This window comes from Archangium sp., assembly GCF_045802675.1.
Taxonomy (GTDB): Bacteria; Myxococcota; Myxococcia; order Myxococcales; family Myxococcaceae; genus Archangium.
In genome coordinates this window covers 1-22,587 of sequence record NZ_JBJMQO010000031.1, presented here as the reverse complement: position 1 = coordinate 22,587, position 22,587 = coordinate 1, and the positions used below count along the sequence as shown (strand labels likewise).

Here is a 22,587-nt window from a genome sequence, read left to right as displayed (position 1 = left end):
GACCCGCTCCAGCCCCAGGAGGTCTATGACTTCAAATTCCCCTGCGTGAACACCGACGAGACTCCTCCATGGAGCAAGTACCCGGATGACCATCCCTATGCGCGTCTTGATCAAGGCAAGGTGTATGAACGGATATTGGCGCCGAAACCCGCGCGCGTCGTCCCTCGACTGGGAGTCATTCGATGAGTGAGTCCATTCCGAGAATCCGCATCTACGCGGAGCGCGGATACTTTCTGTTTCGTGATGGCTTGAGCCTCACGTTCTACATGCGCCACCCGCATGTGCGGATAGCCGCGGGGGTCGTCCGCTCCCTGGACACGTACCTGCGTGCGATAGGACAGAACGGACTGAGCGACTATTCGGAGCGGGCGGGTCAATGGCAGAAACTCGATGACGCAGGTTGGGCACGTATCCGAGACGAGCTACTGAGCCGCCGCCAGCTCCGAGTCCAACTGGCGGATACATCTGGCGAACAGCCTTATCGGTTCGAATACACGGGGAGCTCACTCGAGCCCCTCCCCTGGGACAGTGACGGCTCGAACCTGGTGTCGGCGGTGTCCTTCTGGCTGCCCACCGAGTACCTCGAGCAGCACGGCCCGGGCCGGGTGCGCGAGCTGGCGCTGGAGCTGGCGGCCCCCCTTCCCCTCTCCTCGGGCCACGCCGGACTCTCCTTCAACAGCGAGCGCAACCTGTTGGGCGCAGTGGAGGAGGTCCAGGAGTATTGCTTCCGCTACCCGGGCATGGACATTCCCGACCCCTCCCTCCTCGCGTCCGACATTGGCACGCGGGTGAAGGGAGTGCACTGGCTGAACTTCCTGGGCCAGCCCGTGCTGGGCGAGCTGGGGGGAGCCGCGGGCCTGCGGGCACGGCTGCACTCGCCGGGGACCACCGTGCAGGAGTTGGAGGAGGAGCGGGTCGTCGTCACCCTGGGCCCGAGGCCCGAGGCGGGCGATACCGAGCGGGGCGACGTGCTGCCCGCCTACCGGGAGCTGGCGCGCGTGCTGGAGCCCTGGCTCTACCGCACCGTGTCCCGCTTCGCGCACCTCGAGGTCCCCGAGCACGTCCACCGCTGGGAACGCCGGTTTCTCGACTGACCTCGCCGGTGCCTTCGCCGGCCCCAATGATGGGCAGTGGTTGGTCGCGTACGGTTCCGCGCGCATCGCGCCCCCGAGTCGGCTAGGACAGGGGGCCATGAGTGAGCCGAAACCCGCCTCGCGCAAGAAGAAGGACACTCTGGAAGTGCGCGTGCGGCGCATCCACCGCCGCGACCTCAACCGGGCCTGGGAGTTCCTCAAGCTCGTCTTCCGCGACGTCAACCGCGAGACGGTCGAGTACCAGCGGCCCCGCTCCAAGCGGCGCTTCCTCGAGGTGTACTCCTCGGAGTGGATAGAGCAGCTCGTCTACGAGGTGAACGGGGACATCGTCGGCTACTCCGAGTGCGCCTACGAGGCCACCGGCGACGACAACTGGGTCAACCCGCGCTGGTTCGAGAAGCGGGGCATGCGGCCGCTCTTCGTCGAGGAGCTCGCCGTGCACCCGGACTACCAGGGCCGGGGCGTGGGCAGCTTCATCATGGAGCAGCTCCAGCACCTGGCGCGCACCCGCGGCTGCACCCACCTGGTGCTGGAGGTGGCCGAGAACAACGAGTCCGCGCTCTCCTGGTACCGCGCCCGCAACTTCTACAAGCTGGATGCGGCCATCTTCCTCGCGCAGAAGGTGCCCGGCGAGCCGGACCTGCTCCCCCCGCGCCGCATCAAGCCCCGCATCGCCCACGCCCCCGGCGCCGGCCCCACCACCGGCCTCATGCCCGAGGAGGTCAGCGGACCGGCGCTCGCCGGCAGGAAGCCCCGGGCCCCGCGCGCCTCCGGGGGCGCTCGGAAGAAGACGGCCAGCGCGGCCCCCGCCAAGAGCGCGCCGGAGACGGACGCGGAGTAGCCCCTCAGAGCGCCCAGCCCAGGCCCACCGTCATGCGCGCGGCCACCGACCAGCCCCGGAGCTCGGAGCCCGTACCGAGCAGGCCTGCTCCCCCCGGGAGCTCGGTAATCCTCGAGGGCTCGACAATCCTCGAGGTGAAGGGCGTGGTGCGGCTGTTCCGCGCCACCAGGCTCGCCCCCACCTGCACCGTCAGCCCCGGCGACAGGATGGCGGTGTAGCCCACGCGCACGCTCCCGCTCCCGCCGTAGTTCACCGTCCGGGAGCTTCCCTCGACGGCGAGGAGCTCCTCCTGCCCTGGCACCATGATGAACGTGTTGCGCGTGGACTGGCGCTGCGTCGACAGCTCCAGGTGAGGCCCCACCCAGAAGCCCTCGGGCGCATGGCCGGTGAAGTAGAAGTGCACGCCCGGCGCCACCCCGGCGGCCCACGAGCGGGCGGAGAAGGTGGCGCCCTTGGGCACGTCGTACTCGGAGCCATGGAGCAGCAGAGTTTGCAGCGCCCATGCCACGGGGCGCTTCCGAGAGCGAAGCCGCCTCCCGCACGGCGCGGGACGGACAGCATGGCGCGCGGCCCCTCCGGAGCCACGAGACAATCCGTCACCGCCCCGAGGGGACGCGGGAAAAGCCGTCACGCCCGCTCGGAGCAGGAGCGGGGCGCCCGGCGCACGCGGGGCGGCGAAGGCTCAGGGGCCGCTGACGTGGTGCGCGCTGGCGTCCTGGCGGGACTGGCCGGAGAGGTAGGCGTCCTCGGCCTTCACCAGGAGCGCGTGGATGGCGGCGGCGGAGGGCGCCTCCACCAGGGCCTGCCGCAGCCGCGAATCCCTCAACAGCGCGGCGATGCGCGCGAGCACGTTGAGGTGGGTGCCCGGCGCGTGTGTGGGCGAGGCGAGCGTCACGAAGAGGCGCACCGGCCGTCCATCCCGGGCCCCGAAGTCCACGCCCTCGGGGTCCACGGCGACGCAGACCGTCATCTGCCGCAACCGCTCGGAGCGGCAGTGGGGGATGGCCACCCCCTCGCCAATGGCCGTGCTGGAGATGCGCTCCCGGGCCTCGAGCTGCGCCTCGAGCTGCTGCACCGGCGCGCGCGACCTCGCCGCGAGCATCCCGGCCAGCTCATGCAACACCCCACTCCTGTCGCGGGCCCGCAGGTCCGGACAGATGCAGTCCTCCGACAGGAAATCGGTGAAGCGCATCACTCACCTCCCCAGGGAGCGCGCGCCATGCGGCGGTCCGGGCGCCCTCCAGCACATGCTCGGAATGGTGGGACGCATCGGCAACCCCCACCGTTCCGAGACGCCGCCCCACCCCTCCCGCGCTGTCGGCTGGCGCACCCGCAGGGCCCCGCAGCGAGCGGCGCTCCGAGCGGCCCGCAGTTGCGCCACCGGCTCGGCGGCACGGGGAGCGTGGGCCCGTTGGGGCTCCTAGGAGTCGAGCGCGGGGTTCCACCCGTAGAAGCGCTGGAGCTCGGCGTAGAGGTCCGGGGTCTTCTCGCGCATCTGCTGGGGCTTCTCGAAGAAGGACTCGGTGGCGACGGCGAAGAACTCGGCCTCGTTGAGGGCGCCGTACTCATCGAGCACCTGACGCTCCAGGCGCTGGCCCTGGCGCAGGGCGAGGAAGTGCTCGCCCATGACGGAGGCCCAGGCGCGGTAGTGCGAGTAGCGGCGCAGCTGGGGGGTGCCGTCGAAGGCGCCGTCCTCGCGGTCGAGCACGTGGGCGAACTCGTGGGTGGCGGTGGAGTGCCCGTCATTCGGGTTGCGCAGGCCGGCGAGCACGGACTGCCACGAGAGGATGACGGTGCCCCAGTGCCTGGCCTCGCCGAGCACCACGCCGGTGCGGTCGGGAATCCGGAAGGCGTCCGGGTAGACGATGATTTCGCGCAGCCGGTCGTAATAGGAGAGGTCCAGGTGGACCACCAGGCGCACGGCGGTGGCGGACACCACGGCGCGCACCTCGTCGGTGAGGGTGAAGCCCCCGGCGCCGATGAACTCCTTCTCCCAGGCGAAGAGCTTGAGCTGCTCGAGGAAGCGCTCGCGCAGGGGCGGGGCGAGCTGCGGGAAGAAGGGGACGCGAGCCTCCAGGTAGCCGAGCCACTCGGGAGGGAAGGGGCGGAGCAGCAGGCGGCGGCGGCGCAGGGCGCGGAAGAGGCCGGGCATGGGCGCGAGGCTAGCTCAGGCCTCGATGAACCGGGTGCCGGTGATGCCCTCGCTCTCCAGGGCCTGCTTGACGCGCTCGGAGACGATGAGGATGACCGTCCAACCCCAGGGGCGGAAGACGTCGGCGTCTATCTTCTCCGGGTCCACCTTCAAACCCGCGACAACCCGGTACTGGCCCTCCTTGTCTGGACGGTTGTCCTCGGGGAGCCAGTACTGCACCTCCTCGCAACGGGCATCGTCGATGCAGCGGATGACGCGCAGGGCATTGAGGAGGAAATAGGGCTCGGTGAAACCCTGCACGCGGGTGGGGATGAATTGGACCTCCCGCTCGAGGCCCAGGCGCTCGAAGAGCGAGACGACGCGGCCGTTGACCAGCGGAACCGTCAGGCCCGTCAGGGTGAATTCGAGGGGATGGCCGGGCGGGTCCATGTGGAGCAACGGCGCTGCCTCCAGTTCGACGACCTCCCCATACTTGAATTGCCAGGGGTTTATTTGCTGCCCATTTTCATCCACATCCGGAGTGCTCAGATGCCACCGTCCGGGGATGTACAGGTTGTCCCGCAATTCGAAATATCGTCTTGACGTGTTCATGGCTTCTTCGAGATGAGTTTGTTGAGCCTTGAGCCGGACTTACAGACAGATATCGGCTGCGAGCTTGTCCAATGCATCTACGAGTTTCGCTCGGCACTCCGTTTGGACCTGGCATATCCCAAGCGCGGACTCCAAGCGCGTATAGACCTCTCGGTGGTACGCCTCGGGATGAGGGCCCACGTGGCCGATGAGATAGACGATGTTCGCGGGATCATCGAGGCTCATCCCCGCGCGCGCGAAGAGTTTCTTGAACGCAGGCGTCCAGGGGCCACCGCTGGCGTCGGAGATGTCGTTCTTGTCGGTGGCGATGTGGTGTCCCTTCGCATCGCTCTTGTCCGATTCGGGCCGGCAGTCACCTGACGTCCGGGCCGCGGCCACTGCCGAAGCGAGCGCGGAGGCCGCCGTATTCGCGGACACGCCCATGAGCACCACGGTGCCATTGGCCACGCTCACCTGCGCGCGAGTCCCCGCTCCCACGATGAAGCTTCCCCGCGCGGCCCCTCCCGGGAAGGAGAAGCGTGGAGGCGAGAAGCGCGCCCACAGTCCCCCTCTGGGCACCTCTGGCAGCCCCTTGGCGAGCTTCGCGCCCGCCACCGTCACCAGCACCCGCAGTCCCACACCTCCTATAGCCTTCCCGAAATGCTCGGCCGCCGCTTCCAACTGCTCCGGGGTCCTCGCGGCTTCCGCCTCCCGGTACAGAGTCAGGCAGGCCATCCCCACGGTGTAGAGCTCCGCCGCGGTGTAGGTCATCAACAGTCCGACGGTGACCGCCGCGGCCAACGCCTTGGAGAAGACGGGCTCGGGCGCCACCCATGCCGCCATGTACAGCATCATCGACAGGGCCAGGGAGTAGGCGACGGCCGGAGAACTGAGCAGCTCCATGGCGGCCTCGCGCACGCCGTCGCCCATGTAACGGGGCGACAGTTCGAGGGCCTGGAACCACCGGCTGTCCTCCAGGGAGGACAGCAGCGGCAGTGCTGAAGGGCCGAGGAGCTCCTCGTAGCCCGCGCGCAGCCTTCTCTCCAGGTCCGAATACCGGGCACCCGGCGATGGCCCCAGAAGGGTGCCCGTCATGGCCGCCCCCACCAGGAACCGCTTCGCGGGAGGCGGCCCCGACAGCGACCTCGGTACCGGGAAGGCCTCCTCCAGGGCCTCGATGAACACCCGCGCGTCCTCGACGGAGAGCCGCGCCAGGGCCAGGTCCGGTGGAAGGCGCTTGAAGGAGAGCGCGAGCCCACGGCCAGGAACGGGGCTGGAGGCTTCGCTCACCGTCACGGGCTCCAGGAGCGTGAGGCGCGATTCGCCTTCAGGCGGAGTGGCTCGCGACGAGAGCGGCAGCAGCAGGCAGAGGACGAGGACGGCACGCGGAAACATGCCGTTCCACTCTACGCCTCACCCCGTGCCCCGAGCGGGGTGTCAGCGCACCAGGGCGAGCCGGCGCGCGGGCACCGCGGCGGGGGCCACGGGCTTGGGCTCGGGGGGCACGAGCACCTCGCCGAGCTCCTCCACCACGCGGGCGAAGAGCTGATGGTCATGGCAGCGCAGCACCTGGCGCTCGCCCTCGGCGGTGCGCACGGTGAGCCAGTACGTGTCCGCCGCCACCACCAGCCGCGCGATGGAGGCGAAGACGAGCACCGTGGCCACCACCAACGCCGCCGTCACCCGGAACGAGCCCGGCTGCAGCAACAACGAGGGCACCACCAGCGCCGCCACCGCGCCCACCAGCAGCGGCAGCTTGAAGCCCGGGGCCTCGTGCCGCGTGCCGAAACCGCTCAGCTCCTCCAGGCGCCACGAGCGGCCCGCCGCCTCCAGCCGCTCGCTGGTGAGCCGGAAACCCTCCGCCGCCACCAGCACCCGCTCGCCCGAGGGGGTCCGCGGCTGTGGCGCCAGCGAGGGCACCACCCTCAACACGGGCCTCCCACGCGACTGCGCCACCGGCCAGGACTCATGCTCCATCATCCGTGCCTCCCGCGTTCACCACGCATTCCCCAGGCGTCCGCCACACCGCGCAGCAGCCCCTTGAGCTCCTCCAGCGGCGTGCCCAGCGCGTAGCAGCCGCACGCGCCCAGGTTCATCGCCAGGCGCCGCAACCGCTCGTCCTCGAAGGGCAGCAGCACGAAGACAGGAGCCGCTCCCGCCTCATTCCCAGCCACCTGCATCACCCGCGACACGGTGTCCTCGCGCTGCACCAGCGCGAGCACCACGTCCGGCCGCTGCGCGCCCCCCGAGGGACGCAGGGCAATGCCCATGTCGCTCAGCACGTCGCTCAACAACGAGCGCAGCGACTCGTCCGCATCCGGCCCGAGGATGACGCAGCTCGGCAAGGGGTGGCGCATGGCGGCTCCTCCCCCTCGTGCATCAGCAAGTCACATGCCCTTGGCCCCTTCCCTCGGGAGCACCTCCGACGCACCGCGGCGCGGCGTGGCAGCGTGCAAGAGCGCCCTGGCGGATTGCCACGCCCGCCTCAGTGGACGGTGTGGTTCTGCGAGGCCGGGCTCAACGCGCCTCCGGACACCGACACCGTGGCCGCGCCCGGTTGCGAGGACTTGAAATAGAAGGTCGCCTCGGCCTGCGGCCCCGAGAGGTCCACGGTGGAGAGGGCCGCCGCGGTGCACGCCGGGTCCGCGTGGAAGGTGACGCCAGCGCCCACCGGACCCGAGGCCGCCAGGGAGAACGTCCCCGCCGAGGGCACGAGGTTGCCCGCGGAGTCCTGGCTCTGCACGGTCACCCCGCCCGAGCAGGCGCCGGTCGCGATGTCATACGCGGGTGTGAGGAACGTGAGCGCCGCCGCGGGCCCCACCGCCACCACGTCCACGGAGAAGGTGCGGCCGGCCGCCGTGGCCGGGTCGTAGCCCGCGCCGGAAACGGTGTTCGAGGTGATGACATTGCCCGTGCCAAAGTCGGCGATCGCCGCCTGGTACGTGGGGTTCGTCGCCGCGCCGTTGCTCAACACGTTGCTGGCCACGCGGATGCGCGTGGGCGTCGAGGGAGCGGCCCCGCCCGGGCCCTCCAGTTGCGAGAGCGAGATGCCGATGTCGTTGTCCGCGAGGGTATTGCCCTCGATGACGAGCCCGGTGCTCAGCGCAGTGCCAGCGCCGTAGTAGCTGCCCCCCGAGACAACGATGCCCGCACCGGCGTCCCCCGAGGCGCCGGTATACGCGTTCCCCGAGACGCTGTTGTCCGTGACGCTCCCCCGGGCCCCGTTGCCCACCTGGATGCCACTGCGGGCGATCTGCGCCACGGGCCCTCCGCCTTCCACCGTGTTGCCGTCGATCGTCACCTCCACGGCGCCGATGGCCAGGATGCCGGCCTTCTGGTACCCCGAGACGCGGTTGCGCAGCACGTCCACCCGGAAGGGCCCACGGCTCGCGTCGTCGTTGCGCACCTCGATGCCAAAGCCCTCCTGACAGCCGCTCGTGCTCGAGCCCTTCGCGAGCCCGCTCACCGTGCTGTCCACCACTTCTCCCGAAGCCCCTTCGAGCAGGATGCCGCGCAGCCTCGCCGCCCCGGCCTCACAGACATCCGCCAATCCGCTCGCGGTGACGGTCACGTTGCGCACGCGCGCCGTGCTCCCCCGGTTGCGGAGGACGGCGCCGGTGAAGTGGCCGCCCGATGGCTCCACCGCCGTGAGGGTATGTCCCTGGCCATCGAAGGCATGGCCGTCCGGGATGAACAGCGGCAGGTCCGTGGTGCAATCCGCCGCCAGCGAGACGCGTCCGGTCTCGAGCGCGAAGGCACACGCGGGCCGCGTGCAGTCGGGACCCGTCCAGCTCACCGGGAAGGTGTGCGAGGCACTGAGCCCCACGGCATTGGTGACCGTCACCGTCACCGTGGGCGGCACACCGGAGGGCAGGCAGGAGGGAGACACCCAGAGGGCCTCGCCGCGCTCGCCGCTGCCCAACGGGCCACTCACGGTGCCCGCCGTCGTGGTCCACGCGAAGAACAAACCGCCGCGCGAGTCCTTCGCGGTGGCACCCAGGCGCAGCACCTCGCCCGGGCCCACGGACGCGGGCGACGCGGAGAGCTCCTGCAGCGAGGGAGGCGTCGCGGGCGGCTCGTAGGTGACAGGTGGATGGCCATGCTCGTCGCAGCCCGCCCCCACCAGGGCCAGGCCCACGACGAGGAGCGCCAGGTGCTTCGCATCCGCTCGGCTCATGGTGTCGCGACTCCTCTTCCAGACTCGAAACAGGATTCACGATACCGCCCGGCCTGACGCGCACCCCCGGCTCAGCGCGGCCGAGTGACCAGCTCTGGACGCCCGATGGGACTCACGCCCCGCGCTGACGTCTCCTCCAGAGGTGCGGCGCAGAGGACGCGGGGGCCTCCCCGGAGCTGACGAAGTGGACTACGACGGGCCCATGGACTCCCCTTCCCGAGCCCGGTGGCTCGCCTTCCCGCGCGTGCTCTGGCTCTCCCTGCTGGCGGCGCTGGTGCTCTCCCTGCCCACCGTCTGGGTGGGCTTCGTCAGCGACGACTACATCCACCTGCTCATCCTCGAGGGCCATGACGCCATGGGCTCGCCCTCGGACCTGTTCCGCTTCGCGGGCGGGGATGCCGGGCACCTCCGGCGCCTGATGGACCACGGGCCCTACCCCTGGTGGACGCTGCCCGAGCTCAAGCTCGCCTTCTGGCGGCCCCTGTCGAGCGCGCTCGCCAACCTCGACTACCACCTCTTCGGCCGCGACCCGGTGGGCGGGCACCTGCACTCGCTGGCGTGGTACCTGGGGATGGTGGCGCTCTTCGGCGCGCTGCTGCGGCGCTTCCTGCCGGGGAGACTCGGAGCGCTCGCGCTGCTGCTCTTCTCCATCGACGGCGCGCACTTCATGGTCGCCGGGTGGATCGCCAACCGCAACGCGCTGGTGGCCTCGGTGCCCGCGCTCTTCGGCCTGTGGATGCACCTCGAGTGGCGCGAGCGGCACCGGACGTGGGCCCTGCCCCTGTCGCTGGCCGGGCTCGCCGTGGGGCTGATGGGCGGAGAAACGGCGCTGGGCGTCTTCGCGTACGTGCTGGCCTACGAGCTGCTCGGAGAGAAGGGCGGCGTGAAGGAGCGGCTGCGCGCCATCGCCCCGGCGGCGCTGCTCGGACTCATCTACCTGGGGATGTACAAGCTGCGAGGCTTTGGCGCCTACGGCTCGGGCTCCTACGTGGACCCGGTGGGCGAGCCCGTGCGCTTCCTCGGGGCCGCGCTGGCTCGAGTGCCGACACTCATGGGCGGACTGGTGCTGGCGGTGCCCGCGGACTTCTGGTTGCTCGTCCAGGCCCGGCCCGTGCTGGTGGGCCTGGGGCTGCTCGGGCTCGGCCTGCTCGTGGCGCTGGTGCGCGCCGCGTGGCCGTCCGTCGACGCCGAGGAGCGCCGGCACTGCCGCTGGCTCTTCCTCGGCGCGGCGCTGTCGCTGCTGCCGGTGGCCGCCACCTTCCCCGCCAACCGCCTGCTGCTCGTGCCGGGGCTGGGCGCCTCGGTGGCCGTGGCGCTGGTGCTCGTGTCCTCGTGGCGCGCGAAGGCCGAGGGCTCGCGCTCCCGAGGCGTGGCGGTGGGCGCGGGCGTGCTCGCCTTCTCGCACTTCGTGGTGGCGCCCCTGCTCTGGCCGTTGATGACGCTCGCCTTCCTGCAACTGCGCAGTGGGACGGAGCCGATGCTCCAGACGCTCGAGCGCGAGCTGGACTACCAGCGGCTCCCCGGGCAGCGGGTGATCGCCCTGCCGATACCGGCGCCGGCCGTGGGCATGTACGTGCCGATGGTGCTGGCCACGCGCGGCATGCCGCCACCGCACGCGTGGTGGCAGCTCTCCCTGTCCCCCGAGCCGCACGTGCTCACCCGCACGGGGCCGGACTCGCTCGAGCTCTCGCTCACGCGGGGCCACTTCCTCACCAGCGAGTTCGAGGCGGTATTCCGCGGCCCGGCCCATCCCCTGCGCCAGGGAGACCAGGTGAAGCTGGAGGAGCTGACGGTGACGGTGCTGGCCGCGGACGAGCAGGGCGCCACGCGGCTCGGCTTCACCTTCGACAGGCCGCTCGAGGACCCGTCCTTCGTCTTCCTGCGCTGGAAGGACGACGCGCTGCGGCCCTTCACGCCGCCACCGGTGGGCGAGCGCGTCCCCCTCTGAGCACCGTCCGCGCGCTCAGGGCTGGAGTCCGTTCACGCGGGGCGCTCGCGCCAGTTGGATGTAATCTCCCTTGGCGAATTCCAACAGGAAGGCGGTGCATTTTTTGGCCAGCAAGACCGGAAGAACACTCGCATGCGGCGTTGCGCTCCTGCTCCCCCTGAGTGGAAGCGGCACTGCGCCCACCCCTCCACCCCCTACGCGGAAGTGGGTTGGCCCAGAACTCCCCAACCCTGCAGGTGGCACGATTCAGACCGCCATCTACTACGGGCCATGGCAGTGCCGCCAGGAGTGGCTGGACGACTGCCAGGCCAGATGCTCCTCACTCGGTTACAAATTGATGGGCTGCATATGGCTGGCCGACATCAAAACAGACACCCAGACGCGGTTTCTTGGCTTTCCTCTATCGGCGGGAGGACGTCTGGCCATCAAACACTGCTGCTGCGATTATCCTGTCGCGGCAGATCAGGACCAACGGCGCAGCGCCTGGAAAAACGGGACGGATGCCTTTCGGCGGAAATGGGCCGGTGAATTCGGGCAGTGGCCTACCGAGCCCAACGAGGAGAACTGGCCTGGTCACCATATTCGAGACATCCGGCACGGTGGCGACCCACTGGCGGATGGCAACGTGCTGCCCGCACCGCCGGATACCCATCTCGTGATCAACTCGGCCTATATCGCTTGCTACTCCGGAAAAGGAGACTGGAACAAAGCGGGGCCCCACTGGCCGTATACGGACTGACTTTCATGCCGATGGAACATCTGCTCGAAGAGATCTCCCGTCATCACTTTCCCAATCCTCCCGCTTCCCCTGGGCAGATTGAAGCATTTGAGAAGCAACAAGGGTGGCGCCTGGATCCGGATCTGCGCGCATTCTACCTTCACTGCGATGGGGCGACACTTTTCCAGCGCTCAAACTCTCCTTGCCGATTCCGCGCGTTGTCCCAGCTCCGCCGCGCCCGCGTGGATATGCGAGGCTCGGACACTGACGAGTGGGGCCTGGCATCCTGGTATGTCATCGCAGATCTCCCCGATAGTGATCGCATCATCATCGATGTGAGCACACCTCTCAACGGCCTCTACCCCATCATCGACGGCTTCCATGAAGCCATGTTGGTACCGGAGGAGTGCAAGCAGATTACAGACTCCTTCTCTCGTTTCCTGGAGCAGATGCTGCATCACCAAGGACGCGCGTTCTGGTTGACTCATCCCGCGGACTGAGCCAGTCCTGAACTCGCCATGGACGGATTCCCTTCACATCGAGTTTCGAACATGATCAAAGCCTGGGCGTCTACGGCGCCGAATACGAGGCTCTGATTCACGTGCACCACACGCGGCTCATCGGCCAGGGTGTGAAGACTCCCGAAAAGAAGGACTTTCTATTGCTCTGCCCGAATTGCCATGCGGTGGCACACCGGGGGCGAGCACTCGACCCGCTCACTCTCGACGAACTTCGAGAGAAAGCGGCAACGCTGCGTGCCAGGTGGGCGCGCGCTTCCCCCTCTGAGCACCGTCCGCGCGCACAGGGCTGGTACTCGTTGGGCGTGCCCAGGCGCTCGCCGGGGTTACGGACAACCCAGGCATCGCATCGCTCCCCTGCCCGCTCCCCCCGCGCACGCCCGGCCCTTCGCCCCCGAGCCCCGAGCCGCCCTGCACCCCCGTCCGGGGGGGATGGCCTGGGCGATGCCGACGGTTTCCACCCGTCCGGCCTTTTTCACGGGTCAGCGAGGACCGACCATGAGTGACCCCCTGAAGCGACAGATTGAACAGGCGGCCGAGTGGCTCGCCGCCAGCCGTCACCTGGTGGCCTTCACGGGGGCCGGCATCAGCACCGACTCGGGCCTGCCCGACTTCCGTGGCCCCGATGGCGTGTGGACGCGCCGCGACGCGGGCCTGCCACCGCCGAAGTGGGGCAAGCCCGCTTCCCAAATCCGCCCCAACGTCGCGCACCACACGCTCGTCGAGCTGGAACGCCTGGGCAAGCTGCGCTTCCTCATCTCGCAGAACGTGGACAACCTGCACCTGGAGTCCGGCTTTCCCGGCGACAAGCTCGCGGAGCTGCACGGCAACGGCCAGCTGATGCGGTGCCTGGCGTGCGATAGCCGCTTCAGCTTCAGCCAGGTGGGGTGGGACCGGCGCGTGTGGGGCGAGGGCTACCGCACCCAGCCTCCCCAGAAGGGCCAGCCGCGCTGCCCCATCTGCAAGGGCCGCATCATCTCGTCGGTGGTGAACTTCGGGGACCCGCTGCCCGCGAGGGAAATCGAGCGCTCCCTCGCCGAGTCCGAGAAGTCCGACGTGTTCTTCGCCATCGGCTCGTCGCTGGTGGTGTCTCCGGCCAACGAGATGCCGCGCGTGGCGCTGGAGCTGGGTGCCCGGCTCATCCTGCTCAACCGGGGCGAGACGCCCTTCGACGAGCGGGCCCACCTGCGCATCGACGCGGGCATCGGCGAGGTGCTCCCCCCGGTGCTCGAGCGCGTGAAGGAATTGCTCGGCGCCGACTCGCGCCCCTCCGGCGCCAGCTGACACAACGGGTGGCACACGTGGCACGGCTGGCACAGGCCCCGCGGCACGGGCACAACCCGTGCCGGCACTCCGCACCGAGGCACGACCAGCACCCGCGCGGCCGGCACGGGCCCCACGTCCACCGCCTGGGCGCATGGGCTCGAATGAGGCTTTTCTAGAGGGGAAAAGGCCCCTCGCGAGTGCCTCGCCATGGCCGCCGCGCACGTCGCTGGCGCGCGGTACGGCAGCACTCCGGACTCGCGCGTGGGCTCTGGCACGCTCTTTGGAATGGCTCCCTGCATCCACAGCAGATGCAAAGACAAACCAGACAAGGAGCCACGAACATGTTCACGAAATCCGCCAAGACCCTCTCGCTGTCCGCCGTGATGTCGCTGTCCCTCGCCGCGTGCGGCGGTGGCCTGGAAGAACCCGCCATGGATGCCATGAACGACGGCCCGAGCCAGCTCGGAGTGAGCGAGGCGGCCTTCTCGGGCAACTGGACCTACTCCTGGGGCGACACCAAGATGAGCTCGGTGGACATCGGGACCTCGGTGGGCCGCACGTGCTTCCTGACGGGCATCGGCGGCCACCTGCGGCCGATTGGCGCCTACCTCTACTCGGGCGGCACCTACCCGGCCATGGCCGGCGTGCGCAAGGCGGCCAACGGCAACTACGAGCTCTACGTCCAGCCCGAGGCCGGCAAGCACCTCATCGCCTACGCGCGGTGCGTGAACAGCTCGGCCGGCCGCATCGAGGTCAGCTGGAGCACCGGCGAGCAGTCGTACTCCGGCGACAAGGTCATCGCCGCCGCGGCCAGCAACCGCCAGTGCTTCCTGCAGGACGTGAAGAACTACGCCGTGCCGCTCAAGGACAGCTCCGGCGCCATCTACTCGTACGGGTGGGCGTTCGACGACAAGCCGAACCCGGACGAGGTGCGGGTCTTCAACGACGGCTCCTACTGGAAGCTCACCCTCAAGCCCGGTGCCCATACGTACCCGGTGAACATCCACGCGACGGCCGTCTGCCTCGACATCAACGAGTTCGACGGGGCCTGGACGTGGAAGGCGGGGGACCCGGGCACGGCGCAGCTCAACCTCACCAGCGTGAGCGGCGCGACCTGCGGCCTCAACGGCCTCAACGGCCACTTCGACGCGGCCCTGGGTGATTGGAACGACGCGGTCTACATCACCACCTCGGGCAGCCAGTTCGTGCTGAACATGGAGAACGGCAAGCGCGGCTGGGCCGCCTGCATGAAGTGAGCGGCCCCACCGGGGGCGAGCCCTCCGGGCGCGCTTTTCACGGACTGGTACGACCATCGGACCAGTTGCTCCAAACCGAGCCCGGCAGGCCCCTGGCTTCGCGCTTCACCGCGGGCGCTTCCGCCGCCCTGGACGGTGGAGGCGGAAGCGGCTGGGAAGTGACCCATGGGGGTGGGTATCCCACCCCCTTTTCCCTCTGCGCCAGGGCGTTTCCCCGGGCCTGTCCCTCGGGCCAGGCATGTCAGACCCGTCCGGTAGTGTTGCTTCATGCCCAACACCGGCAAGGAAGGGTCTTCCGTGGCTGATATCCGTGAGAATCCGTGCGTCTCCGTCAACAAGCTCGGCCAGTACCTCACCGCGCGTCCCGCGCTGCGCAAGCGCATCATCCACGCGCAGAAGCACCCGTGTGACCCCAAGTACCTGCGTTACCCCGAGGCCGCCCAGGCCATCATCGAGTTCCTCTGCGGCGGCCGCGACGAGTGCATCCTCCGCTACCACCAGCACCGCCTCCTCAACGCCATCCCCGAGGACGACTTCGACGCCCACCGGCTCGCCCTGTGCGCCGAGGCCCTCCAGCACTTCCTCAAGGCCTCGGGCGAGCTGGCCCTCACCCACGCCGTGGCCAGCCCCGCCGACGAGGGCCTTCCTCCGCTCGCGCTCGCGGGCGTGTCCATCAACGTGCGCCCGGAGCTGCTCCTGCGCAGCGTGGACCGCCACGGCGTGATGCGCTCGGGGCTGCTCAAGCTCTACTTCTCCAAGCACACGCCGCTGGACGACGCCTCCGGCCAGTACATCGCCACCGTGCTCCAGCTCTTCGCCGAGCAGAACCTGAAGCAGCAGGGCGAGGTGGACCACCGGCTGGTGCGCGTCTTCGACGTGTTCGCCGGCAAGGTGTTCGTCGCGCCCAAGGCCCAGCAGCGGCGCCTGGGCGACGTGCACCTGGCGTGCGAGGAGATCGCCGCGCGCTGGGACATGAACTGAGCGCCCGGGGGCGGGCCGTGATGACTCGGGCGTGGTGACAGCAGTCACCAGGACGAACGCGAGTCACCAGGGTCCGCTCCCCCTTCCGCCCCCGGGACCCCCCGGCTCGTGGGCGTTTCCCGAGGGAAATGGGCACTTTGGGCGCTCCTGTCGGGCCGCGTGGGCATTGGCACACCTCCTGCTCTGGGTTGGGCACGTCAGCGCGAGCCACCGCGCACCCCAACCCCGGAGAAGCCCATGACCACGCCCATCGCCGCCGCCCGCCCCTCGCTCACCCGCTCCAACTCGGCGCCCCTGCCCGGCACCGGCTCCAAGCCGGCGCTCACGCGCACCCACAGCGCCCCCCAGCTCACCCCGCCTCCCAAGAGCGCTCCGGCGGCCTCCAAGCCCGGCTCCCTCCACTCTCAGGACGTCATGGAGCCCGCGAGCAAGACGCAGGCGGCCGCCGCGAAGCAGAACCTGCTCGGGAAGTACGTGGGGAACGCCACCGACGCCGCTCACGCCTCAGGCGCCGCGGGTGCCCTGGGCAAGCTGAAGGCGGGCGGAGGTCTGGCCGCCAGCGTCGCTGGCATCGGCGCCAACGCCGCGGGCCTCGCCGGCGCCATCCAGAATGGCGAGGGCGCCCAGGCCATCTCCAGCAGCGCCCTCGCGCTGGGCAAGAGCGTGCTCACCACCGCCAAGGGCGGGCTCGACCTGGCCGCGATGATTCAATCGGGCAAGGAGTTCAAGAACCTGAAGGACGCGGCCCAGGCGGCCCTCGGCACCCACAGCCAGGCGGGCAAGAACATCGCCGCCAAGGCCGCCGAGGCGGTGCTCTCCGGCAAGCCGCTGCGCGGCGTGGACGTGCTCGGAGCGCTCGCCGGCTCCAAGGGCACGATGGCCAACCTGGGCGTCACCGTGAAGCAGGGCGCCGCGGATGCGCTGCGCGCCGTGGGCGGGGACACGCTCGCCGGGAAGCTCGAGGGCGGCATCACCAAGGCGGGCGGGAAGGTCGCGGCGGGTGGCGCCCATGGCCTCACCGACGCGGCGAAGACGGGCCTCAAGACGGGGGATGCCATCGTCGACGCCGCCAAGGGCGCCGAGGCCGCGGCGAAGCTGGGCGCCAAGGGCGCGGGCACGGCGGCCAAGATGGCCGGCCGGTTCGCCCCGGGCCTCAACATCGGCATCGCCGCCATCGACACGGCCATCGCCGCCAAGACGATCGCCGACCCCAAGGCGAGCGTCGCCTCGAAGGTGACCTCCGGCATCACCGCCGCGGGCTCCATCGTCGCCGCCACCAACATCCCCATCGTCTCGCAGGTGGGCGCGGCCGTCTCCACGGCGTCCTCCGTGGCTGGCGCGGTCGTCAACAACCTCGGTTCCATCAAGGAAGGCGCCAGGAAGCTCGGCGACGGCCTCAAGCACTTCTTCGGCGGCAAGTAGCCCCTCCCCTCCACCCGTCCGAGCGCACGCGCCATGAGCCCCCATTCCTCCCTTGGATTTCCGCGGTACTCCTCCCTGTGCGAGCAGGTCCAGGAGCGCTTCCTGGAGCTGGCGCACGCCCACGCCACCGAGTGCTACCGCTACCCCAGCGAGCCGATTTCCTGGGGAGACGAGGTGCTGCTCGACCTGGCGGGCTACTCGCAGGGCCACCTCATTCCCTTCAGCCTGCGCACGGAGGTGTGGCTCGCGGTGCAGCCCGAGCCGCTGCTGCCGGGCCTGTACGAGGCGCTCGTGGGCCGCTCGCCCGGCGAGGGACTGGCGGTGGACCTCACCGTGCCCGAGAGCTACCCCATCGAGTCCCTGCGCGGCATGCCCGCGCGCTTCGTGGTGCACATCCGGGCCGCGCGCCAGGTGACGTACCCCGACGTGGAGAGCCCCGGGTTCCTCCAGGCCTTCGGCCGCGGCGGGACGCTCGCGGAGGAGTCGCTCACCTCGTGGCTGGAGGACGCGGGCACCCTCGCCGAGGTGGAGCAACTGGCCCGAACCGAGCAGGTGGCCTGGCACCCGCTGGCGGTGGACCACGTCATGAGCCGGGCGAGCATCCACATCGAGGGCGCCTGAGCGCGAAGCCCCCGCGCCCGGGGTTCAGACACCGAGGCCCGGTCCTCGCGGAGGCGCCTCCCGGGTGTCCTTCCACCATAGGATGAGCGCACCCATGCCGCCCCCCTCTTCCCTCCACCCGGAGTTGCAGTCGCTCCGCTGGATTCCCAGCATCCCCTTCAACCGCTTCATCCTGCCCCTCATGCGGGGCCTCCAACGCCTCATCCCGGCGCGCGCCCCGGAGGGCATCACCGTCGAGAACGTCTGGATTCCCGGCCCGCCTGGTGCGCCGGACGTCCGCGTCCGGAAGTACGAGCCTCCCCAGCGTGCTCCGGGCAGCGCGGCCCTGTTGTGGATTCACGGGGGCGGCTACCTCATCGGCAGACCCGAGCAGTCGGACACCGTCTGCGCCCGGTTCGCCCGGGAGCTGGGCATCCTGGTGGTCGCCGTGGATTACCGGCTCGCCCCCGAGCACCCGTTCCCCGCACCGCTGGAGGACTGTTACGCGGCGCTCTCCTGGATGCACGCCCAGGCCGGCGCCCTGAAGATAGACGCCGACCGGCTCGCCATCGGAGGAGACAGTGCGGGCGGCGGACTGGCGGCGGCGCTGGCGCAGCTGACCCGCGACCGGAAGCAGATCAAACCCGTCTTCCAATTGCTCCTCTACCCGATGCTCGACGACCGGACCGCCACCCGCGCGGACCACAAGGGCACCGGGAGATACATCTGGACGCCGGGCAGCAACGTCCTCGGGTGGACCAGCTACCTGGGCCAGGCGCCCGGTGCCCCCACCACCCCGAAGCACGCCGTGCCCGCGCGGATGGAGGACCTGACGGGACTGCCGCCCGCCTGGGTGGGCGTCGGGACCCTGGACCTGTTCCACGAGGAGGACGTCGCGTACGCCCGCCGGCTCCAGGCCAGTGGCGTGCCCTGTGAGCTGCACGAGGTGCCCGGCGCCTTCCACGCCTTCGAGCTGTTCGCCGGGGATGCCGCCATCTCCCGGGACTTCATCGCCCGGCAGGTCTCCGCCTTGAAGCGGGCCCTCGCGGCTCGCGGCTGACGCCCAGGTGCCGGTTGCGCGGCGCCGCTCCAGCGCGGCCAGGTAAGTCCTGTCAGGGGGGGAGGCTCCGGGCGCGTTTTCCCGCAACTGGTCCGATGGTCGTACCAGTCGGGACGAAACGCGACCGGAAGGTGCCTCGTTCTTCGCGCCGAGAGCACCCTGACAGGACTTTCCCCACCTGGCTCAGGCCGCCGCGGGCACGGCGGCCCGGGCTTCGGACGATCCCAGGTGCAGCGGCAGGGCCTTGAGCCCCCGCAGACCGATGGAGCCACGCCAGCGCAGCTGCTGCTCGGGCACGGCGAGCGTCATCTGGGGGAAGCGCCGCACCAGCTGCTGGAGCGCGATGGTGCCCTCCAGCCTCGCCAGCGGTGCCCCCAGGCAGTAATGCGCTCCCAGGCCGAAGGCCACGTGGCGGTTGGGCTTGCGGGTGATGTCGAGCGTGTCCGCGTTCTCGAACGCCGCTTCATCCCGGTTCGCCGAGGCCAGCAGGGGCATCACCGTGGAGCCCCGGGGAATCACGTGCCCCTCCAGGTGGATGTCCTCCCGGGCGAAGCGCGGCGAGGGCTGGTCGACGGGGTTGCCGTAGCGCAGCAGCTCCTCGACCGCGGAGCCGATCAGCTCGGGATTCTCGCGCAGCTTCTGGAGCTGCTCCGGGTGCTGCAGGAGCGCCAGCGTCCCATTGCCGATGAGGTTCACCGTGGTCTCATGCCCCGCCAGCAGCAGCAGGAAGATCATGGAGATGAGCTCGTCCTCGCTGAGGCGATCCCCCTGCTCCTCCGCCTGCACGAGCGCCGTGAGCAGGTCATCCCGGGGCTCCGCACGGCGCAGGCGGATGAGCTTGCGGAAGAAGCGCATCATGTTGAAGGCGTTGGGGGTCTGGGACAGGAACCCCAGGGGGCTGGTGAGGTTGTCCAGCAGGCCGCCCATCTGCCGGTGGAACGTCAGCCGATCCTCCTCGGGAACGCCCATCATCTCCGAGATGACCGTCAGGGGCAGGGGGAGCGCGAAGCCGGCGATGAGGTCGACGGTCTGCTGCTTCTGGGCCGCGTCGAGCAGCTCGCCCACGATCTTCTCCACCGTGTGCTTCATCTCCTCGACCCGCCGGGGGGTGAAGGCCTTGTGCACGAGGTCCCTCTGGCGGCGGTGATCGGGCGCGTCGCTGGAGAGCATGTTCTTCTGGAAGATGCGGAACAGGCGGGGCACCCACCAGCGGTCCAGGGGATCCCTCCCCCCCACGGCGTTGCGGCGGTCATTGGCGAGGCGTGGGTCCGTGAAGGAGCTCACGACATCGTCGTAGCGCGTGAGGTAGTAGGCCTTGCCGAAGATGGGGTGTTTGATGACGACGACCGGCGACTCCTTCCGCAAGCGGGCATAGGTCGGGTACGGGTCGGCCCGGATCTCCGGGGTCGCGAGTTTGATTTCAGGGGTCATGGGCAGTCTCCCGGGTGCGGGTTCTTCAGCTCTTGCGCAGCCAGAGCGAGCGGGGCCCGCGCAGGAAGAACGAGCCGCCGTAGTCGACGCGCTCGGGCTGGCGGGACGCGAAGCCCAGCCGCGGGGCGCGGGCCATCAACTCCTGGAGCGCCACCGGGGCCTCCAGGCGCGAGAGCGGCGCCCCCAGGCAGAAGTGGATGCCGTGGCCGAACGAGAGCAGGCCCGTGGTGTCGCGCTGCAAATCGAAGCGCTCGGGGTGGGGGAACTTGCGCGGGTCATGGTTGGCGGAGGCCATCAGCACCATCACCGTCGAGTCCGCGGGCAGCTTCCCACCGGCCAGCTCCACCTCCTGGGTGGTGCGGCGCATCAGCCCCAGCACGGGCGAGTCGTAGCGCAGCGTCTCCTCGGCCACGGCGGCGCAGGCCTGGAGCGAGGGGTCGCGCCGCAGCGCCTCGTACTGCTCCGGGTGCCGGACGAGGGCGAGCAGGGCATTGCCGAGCAGGTTGGTGGTCGTCTCGTTGCCGGCGATGAGCAGCAGGATGGCGAAGGAGTTCACCTCCTGGGGAGTGAGGGGCTCGGCGCCCTCGCCGCCCCGCACGAGCAGGGAGATGAGGTCGCCCTTGGGCTCGCGGCGGCGCTTCTCGGCGATCTCCGTCATGTAGGCGGACATCTCCTGGCCGCTGCGGACGGCTTCGTCCGACGCCTTCCCGGTGCGCAGGGACTCGGAGGTGGAGGAGATGAGCGAGTCGCTCCAGCGCTTGAAGTCGCGGCGCCGCGCCACCTCGATGCCGAGCATCTCCGCGATGATGGTGACGGGCAGCGGAGAGGCCAGCCCGTCCATGAAGTCGAACTCGTCCTGGGCGGCCATCTCCGCCACGAGTCCCCGGGACAGCTCGCGCACGCGGGGCTCCAGCTCGGAGATGCGCTTGGGGACGAAGGCGCGGCTCACCATGCCGCGCAGGCGCGTGTGGATGGGCGGATCCGAGGAGATGAGGTTGGACACCGAGCTGAACTCGCTGATGGCGGAGCGCTCCTCGCGCCGCTTGCCCGCGACGCGGATGTCGACGGAGGAGAACAGGGCCGGGTTCTTCAGCACGTACGCCACGTCCTCGTAGCGGCTGAGCACGTGGACCTGGAGGCTCTTCATCCAGAAGAGGGGCGCCTTCTCGCGCAGCTCGGCGAAGTAAGGGTACGGGTTGTTGATGACGTCGGGGTGGAAGAAGTCGAAGTGGTCCAGCAGGCTCATGGGGGGGCTGCTCCTTGGGGGGTGGACGACAGGAGTGGAAGGGGGACTCAGCGGGGACGGGGGGCGGCGCCCTCCAGGAAGCAGCGCAGCACGGGCGCGAGCAGCTCGTCGGCGGGCGCGGGCTGCTTCGCGATGAGCTGGCGCAGGACGAGCCCCTGCATCAGGTCCAACAACATCGCGGGGTAGTGGCGGGCGTCCTCGGGCCGCAAGGCGCCTTCCTTCACGCCCTGGCGGCCGAGGTGCTCGAGGCGCAGGGAGACCTCGCGCCACATCTCCAGGTGCCGGTCCATGTCTCCCTCGCGGGAGGCGCCGCGCCGCAGCGAGTCCTCCAGCAGGAGGGAGAAGAGGCGGAAGTGCGTGCGGGAGTGCTCCAGGATGCAGCGGAGGAAGCCGTGCAGCCGCGCCCGGTAGGGAGAGGACTGGCTGCGCTCGAGCTCCGCGTCGAGCAGGGCCAGCAGCTCGCGCCCGCGCACGTCGCGCAGGGCCTCCAGCAGCTGCTGCCGGTCCTCGAAGTAGTTGTAGAGCGTCCCCACCGAGACGCCCACGCGCGCGGCGATGTCGTCCATGCGCGCGGCGTGCAGGCCCTGCTCGGCCAGCACCTGCTCGGCCGCGTCGAGGATGGAGGCCCGGGCCTCCTCCTTCATCCGCAGCCGCAGGGACGTGGGTTTGACTCGTGAGGTTGTGCGAGCGTTCATCGGATTGAACCAGTCTACAGAATCCGGAATAGCTGGCTCAATCAGTAGAAACCGAGGGGCCGGGTGGACGCCCGCCCGGCAGCCCGGGGGGTCAACAGTCTTGTCGGACCAAATTTGGACCAAATCCGAAGGCGTACAGGCGGGATGGGAGCCGTGTTGAGGGTGAGGGATGGAGCAGAGGGGGTAGGCACACGTCGGCCCAAGCGGCCCACCCAGCAGGGGGGGCGGCAAGGGGCGTGGGCTTCTAGGGCACCGTGACGGCTTGGGGCTCAACACCACGCGCGCTGGGCGAGCCCCTGCGCTGGAGCCACTCTCGCCCTCGACATGGGCAGTCCCAGGTGCTCCACAAGTGGCACTCACTCGTAGTCGACTACGAGTGAGACGCGGAACTCTCAGGAGCTGCCACCCTTACGAATGGACTCGGTCAGCCGGTGGACGCCCGTGGTCGGGTTGCGGCCCGGTGCCGCCTGCCGCTCAGCCTCCACCTCCAGTGCCTGTGCCCGGCGGACGGCGTCTCCATATCCCGGGTGGAGCTTCTGAAAATCGAGTTCCTTGTCGTAACCCGGCAGGTGGCGCCGCAACGCGCCCTGGGCCTTGTCCCGCTCGAGGTGG

Annotated in this window: 23 protein-coding genes; 11 read left to right on the top strand and 12 right to left on the bottom strand. The window is 69.8% G+C overall.

Annotated elements, in window-relative coordinates:
* Positions 1-182 precede the first annotated feature (182 nt).
* Both ACJ8AN_RS09050 and ACJ8AN_RS09045 read left to right on the top strand, forming a co-directional pair.
* Complete coding sequence (locus ACJ8AN_RS09050) at positions 183-1,094, top strand: DUF3396 domain-containing protein (RefSeq protein ID WP_407754862.1); 912 nt, start codon at positions 183-185, stop codon at positions 1,092-1,094.
* 97 nt (positions 1,095-1,191) lie between these two features.
* Entirely contained in the window at positions 1,192-1,935 is a 744-nt protein-coding gene (locus ACJ8AN_RS09045; RefSeq protein ID WP_407754861.1) for a GNAT family N-acetyltransferase, read from the top strand.
* A 4-nt stretch (positions 1,936-1,939) separates the two neighbouring features.
* Here the strand turns inward: ACJ8AN_RS09045 and ACJ8AN_RS09040 are convergent, their stop codons facing one another.
* The 8 genes from ACJ8AN_RS09040 to ACJ8AN_RS09005 form a co-directional block, all read right to left on the bottom strand.
* The gene (locus tag ACJ8AN_RS09040; protein ID WP_407754860.1) at positions 1,940-2,443 is read right to left on the bottom strand and encodes a hypothetical protein; all 504 of its coding nucleotides are present in this window, start codon (positions 2,441-2,443) and stop codon (positions 1,940-1,942) included.
* 174 nt (positions 2,444-2,617) lie between these two features.
* Positions 2,618-3,127: a PTS sugar transporter subunit IIA gene (locus ACJ8AN_RS09035; RefSeq protein ID WP_407754859.1), complete on the bottom strand. Its 510-nt coding sequence runs from the start codon at positions 3,125-3,127 to the stop codon at positions 2,618-2,620.
* A gap of 228 nt (positions 3,128-3,355) precedes the next feature.
* A complete protein-coding gene (locus ACJ8AN_RS09030) occupies positions 3,356-4,087 on the bottom strand; it encodes a M90 family metallopeptidase (protein ID WP_407754858.1) in 732 nt (243 codons plus the stop codon).
* Between the two features lie 15 nt (positions 4,088-4,102).
* Positions 4,103-4,678, bottom strand: coding sequence for an imm11 family protein (locus ACJ8AN_RS09025; RefSeq protein ID WP_407754857.1), 576 nt, complete (start codon positions 4,676-4,678; stop codon positions 4,103-4,105).
* A 39-nt stretch (positions 4,679-4,717) separates the two neighbouring features.
* Positions 4,718-6,052 carry an AHH domain-containing protein gene (locus tag ACJ8AN_RS09020; protein ID WP_407754856.1) on the bottom strand — a complete coding sequence of 445 codons (1,335 nt, stop codon included), beginning with the start codon at positions 6,050-6,052 and terminating at the stop codon, positions 4,718-4,720.
* A 42-nt stretch (positions 6,053-6,094) separates the two neighbouring features.
* Positions 6,095-6,637 (bottom strand): DUF6232 family protein, encoded by a 543-nt coding sequence (locus tag ACJ8AN_RS09015; protein WP_407754855.1) that lies wholly within the window; start codon positions 6,635-6,637, stop codon positions 6,095-6,097.
* Positions 6,634-7,014, bottom strand: a complete 381-nt coding sequence (locus ACJ8AN_RS09010) for a DNA-binding response regulator (RefSeq protein WP_407754854.1) — start codon at positions 7,012-7,014, stop codon at positions 6,634-6,636. Before ACJ8AN_RS09010 ends, ACJ8AN_RS09015 begins: the two co-directional genes overlap by 4 nt.
* 128 nt (positions 7,015-7,142) lie before the next feature.
* Positions 7,143-8,834: a right-handed parallel beta-helix repeat-containing protein gene (locus ACJ8AN_RS09005; protein ID WP_407754853.1), complete on the bottom strand. Its 1,692-nt coding sequence runs from the start codon at positions 8,832-8,834 to the stop codon at positions 7,143-7,145.
* A gap of 202 nt (positions 8,835-9,036) precedes the next feature.
* Here ACJ8AN_RS09005 and ACJ8AN_RS09000 point away from each other — a divergent pair, with 202 nt between their 5' ends.
* From ACJ8AN_RS09000 to ACJ8AN_RS08960, 9 genes are all read left to right on the top strand, one after another.
* Positions 9,037-10,782 carry a hypothetical protein gene (locus tag ACJ8AN_RS09000; protein ID WP_407754852.1) on the top strand — a complete coding sequence of 582 codons (1,746 nt, stop codon included), beginning with the start codon at positions 9,037-9,039 and terminating at the stop codon, positions 10,780-10,782.
* Positions 10,783-10,852: 70 nt separating this feature from the next.
* Positions 10,853-11,521, top strand: a complete 669-nt coding sequence (locus ACJ8AN_RS08995) for a hypothetical protein (protein WP_407754851.1) — start codon at positions 10,853-10,855, stop codon at positions 11,519-11,521.
* Positions 11,522-11,526: 5 nt separating this feature from the next.
* Positions 11,527-12,000, top strand: a complete 474-nt coding sequence (locus ACJ8AN_RS08990) for an SMI1/KNR4 family protein (protein WP_407754850.1) — start codon at positions 11,527-11,529, stop codon at positions 11,998-12,000.
* Between the two features lie 516 nt (positions 12,001-12,516).
* Entirely contained in the window at positions 12,517-13,302 is a 786-nt protein-coding gene (locus tag ACJ8AN_RS08985; protein WP_407754849.1) for an SIR2 family NAD-dependent protein deacylase, read from the top strand.
* 323 nt (positions 13,303-13,625) lie between these two features.
* Positions 13,626-14,540, top strand: a complete 915-nt coding sequence (locus ACJ8AN_RS08980) for a hypothetical protein (protein WP_407754848.1) — start codon at positions 13,626-13,628, stop codon at positions 14,538-14,540.
* A 297-nt stretch (positions 14,541-14,837) separates the two neighbouring features.
* Positions 14,838-15,521, top strand: coding sequence for a hypothetical protein (locus tag ACJ8AN_RS08975; protein ID WP_407754847.1), 684 nt, complete (start codon positions 14,838-14,840; stop codon positions 15,519-15,521).
* A 237-nt stretch (positions 15,522-15,758) separates the two neighbouring features.
* Complete coding sequence (locus ACJ8AN_RS08970) at positions 15,759-16,943, top strand: hypothetical protein (RefSeq protein ID WP_407754846.1); 1,185 nt, start codon at positions 15,759-15,761, stop codon at positions 16,941-16,943.
* 33 nt (positions 16,944-16,976) lie between these two features.
* Entirely contained in the window at positions 16,977-17,564 is a 588-nt protein-coding gene (locus ACJ8AN_RS08965) for a hypothetical protein (protein WP_407754845.1), read from the top strand.
* Between the two features lie 94 nt (positions 17,565-17,658).
* A complete protein-coding gene (locus tag ACJ8AN_RS08960; protein WP_407754844.1) occupies positions 17,659-18,603 on the top strand; it encodes an alpha/beta hydrolase in 945 nt (314 codons plus the stop codon).
* Between the two features lie 183 nt (positions 18,604-18,786).
* Here ACJ8AN_RS08960 and ACJ8AN_RS08955 read toward each other — a convergent pair whose 3' ends face one another.
* From ACJ8AN_RS08955 to ACJ8AN_RS08940, 4 genes are all read right to left on the bottom strand, one after another.
* The gene (locus ACJ8AN_RS08955; RefSeq protein WP_407754843.1) at positions 18,787-20,034 is read right to left on the bottom strand and encodes a cytochrome P450; all 1,248 of its coding nucleotides are present in this window, start codon (positions 20,032-20,034) and stop codon (positions 18,787-18,789) included.
* Between the two features lie 25 nt (positions 20,035-20,059).
* Entirely contained in the window at positions 20,060-21,280 is a 1,221-nt protein-coding gene (locus tag ACJ8AN_RS08950) for a cytochrome P450 (RefSeq protein ID WP_407754842.1), read from the bottom strand.
* A gap of 47 nt (positions 21,281-21,327) precedes the next feature.
* Positions 21,328-21,975 (bottom strand): TetR/AcrR family transcriptional regulator, encoded by a 648-nt coding sequence (locus ACJ8AN_RS08945; protein WP_407754841.1) that lies wholly within the window; start codon positions 21,973-21,975, stop codon positions 21,328-21,330.
* Between the two features lie 392 nt (positions 21,976-22,367).
* Positions 22,368-22,587: hypothetical protein (locus ACJ8AN_RS08940; RefSeq protein ID WP_407754840.1), on the bottom strand; the 220-nt coding region annotated here is incomplete at its 5' end.

Coding starts and splice junctions, on each gene's coding strand:
- ACJ8AN_RS09050 (WP_407754862.1), top strand. CDS start 183: ATGAGTGAGTCCATTCCGAGAATCCGCATCTACGCGGAGCGCGGATAC.
- ACJ8AN_RS09045 (WP_407754861.1), top strand. CDS start 1,192: ATGAGTGAGCCGAAACCCGCCTCGCGCAAGAAGAAGGACACTCTGGAA.
- ACJ8AN_RS09035 (WP_407754859.1), bottom strand. CDS start 3,127: ATGCGCTTCACCGATTTCCTGTCGGAGGACTGCATCTGTCCGGACCTG.
- ACJ8AN_RS09030 (WP_407754858.1), bottom strand. CDS start 4,087: ATGCCCGGCCTCTTCCGCGCCCTGCGCCGCCGCCGCCTGCTGCTCCGC.
- ACJ8AN_RS09025 (WP_407754857.1), bottom strand. CDS start 4,678: ATGAACACGTCAAGACGATATTTCGAATTGCGGGACAACCTGTACATC.
- ACJ8AN_RS09020 (WP_407754856.1), bottom strand. CDS start 6,052: ATGTTTCCGCGTGCCGTCCTCGTCCTCTGCCTGCTGCTGCCGCTCTCG.
- ACJ8AN_RS09015 (WP_407754855.1), bottom strand. CDS start 6,637: ATGATGGAGCATGAGTCCTGGCCGGTGGCGCAGTCGCGTGGGAGGCCC.
- ACJ8AN_RS09010 (WP_407754854.1), bottom strand. CDS start 7,014: ATGCGCCACCCCTTGCCGAGCTGCGTCATCCTCGGGCCGGATGCGGAC.
- ACJ8AN_RS09005 (WP_407754853.1), bottom strand. CDS start 8,834: ATGAGCCGAGCGGATGCGAAGCACCTGGCGCTCCTCGTCGTGGGCCTG.
- ACJ8AN_RS09000 (WP_407754852.1), top strand. CDS start 9,037: ATGGACTCCCCTTCCCGAGCCCGGTGGCTCGCCTTCCCGCGCGTGCTC.
- ACJ8AN_RS08990 (WP_407754850.1), top strand. CDS start 11,527: ATGCCGATGGAACATCTGCTCGAAGAGATCTCCCGTCATCACTTTCCC.
- ACJ8AN_RS08985 (WP_407754849.1), top strand. CDS start 12,517: ATGAGTGACCCCCTGAAGCGACAGATTGAACAGGCGGCCGAGTGGCTC.
- ACJ8AN_RS08980 (WP_407754848.1), top strand. CDS start 13,626: ATGTTCACGAAATCCGCCAAGACCCTCTCGCTGTCCGCCGTGATGTCG.
- ACJ8AN_RS08970 (WP_407754846.1), top strand. CDS start 15,759: ATGACCACGCCCATCGCCGCCGCCCGCCCCTCGCTCACCCGCTCCAAC.
- ACJ8AN_RS08965 (WP_407754845.1), top strand. CDS start 16,977: ATGAGCCCCCATTCCTCCCTTGGATTTCCGCGGTACTCCTCCCTGTGC.
- ACJ8AN_RS08960 (WP_407754844.1), top strand. CDS start 17,659: ATGCCGCCCCCCTCTTCCCTCCACCCGGAGTTGCAGTCGCTCCGCTGG.
- ACJ8AN_RS08955 (WP_407754843.1), bottom strand. CDS start 20,034: ATGACCCCTGAAATCAAACTCGCGACCCCGGAGATCCGGGCCGACCCG.
- ACJ8AN_RS08950 (WP_407754842.1), bottom strand. CDS start 21,280: ATGAGCCTGCTGGACCACTTCGACTTCTTCCACCCCGACGTCATCAAC.
- ACJ8AN_RS08945 (WP_407754841.1), bottom strand. CDS start 21,975: ATGAACGCTCGCACAACCTCACGAGTCAAACCCACGTCCCTGCGGCTG.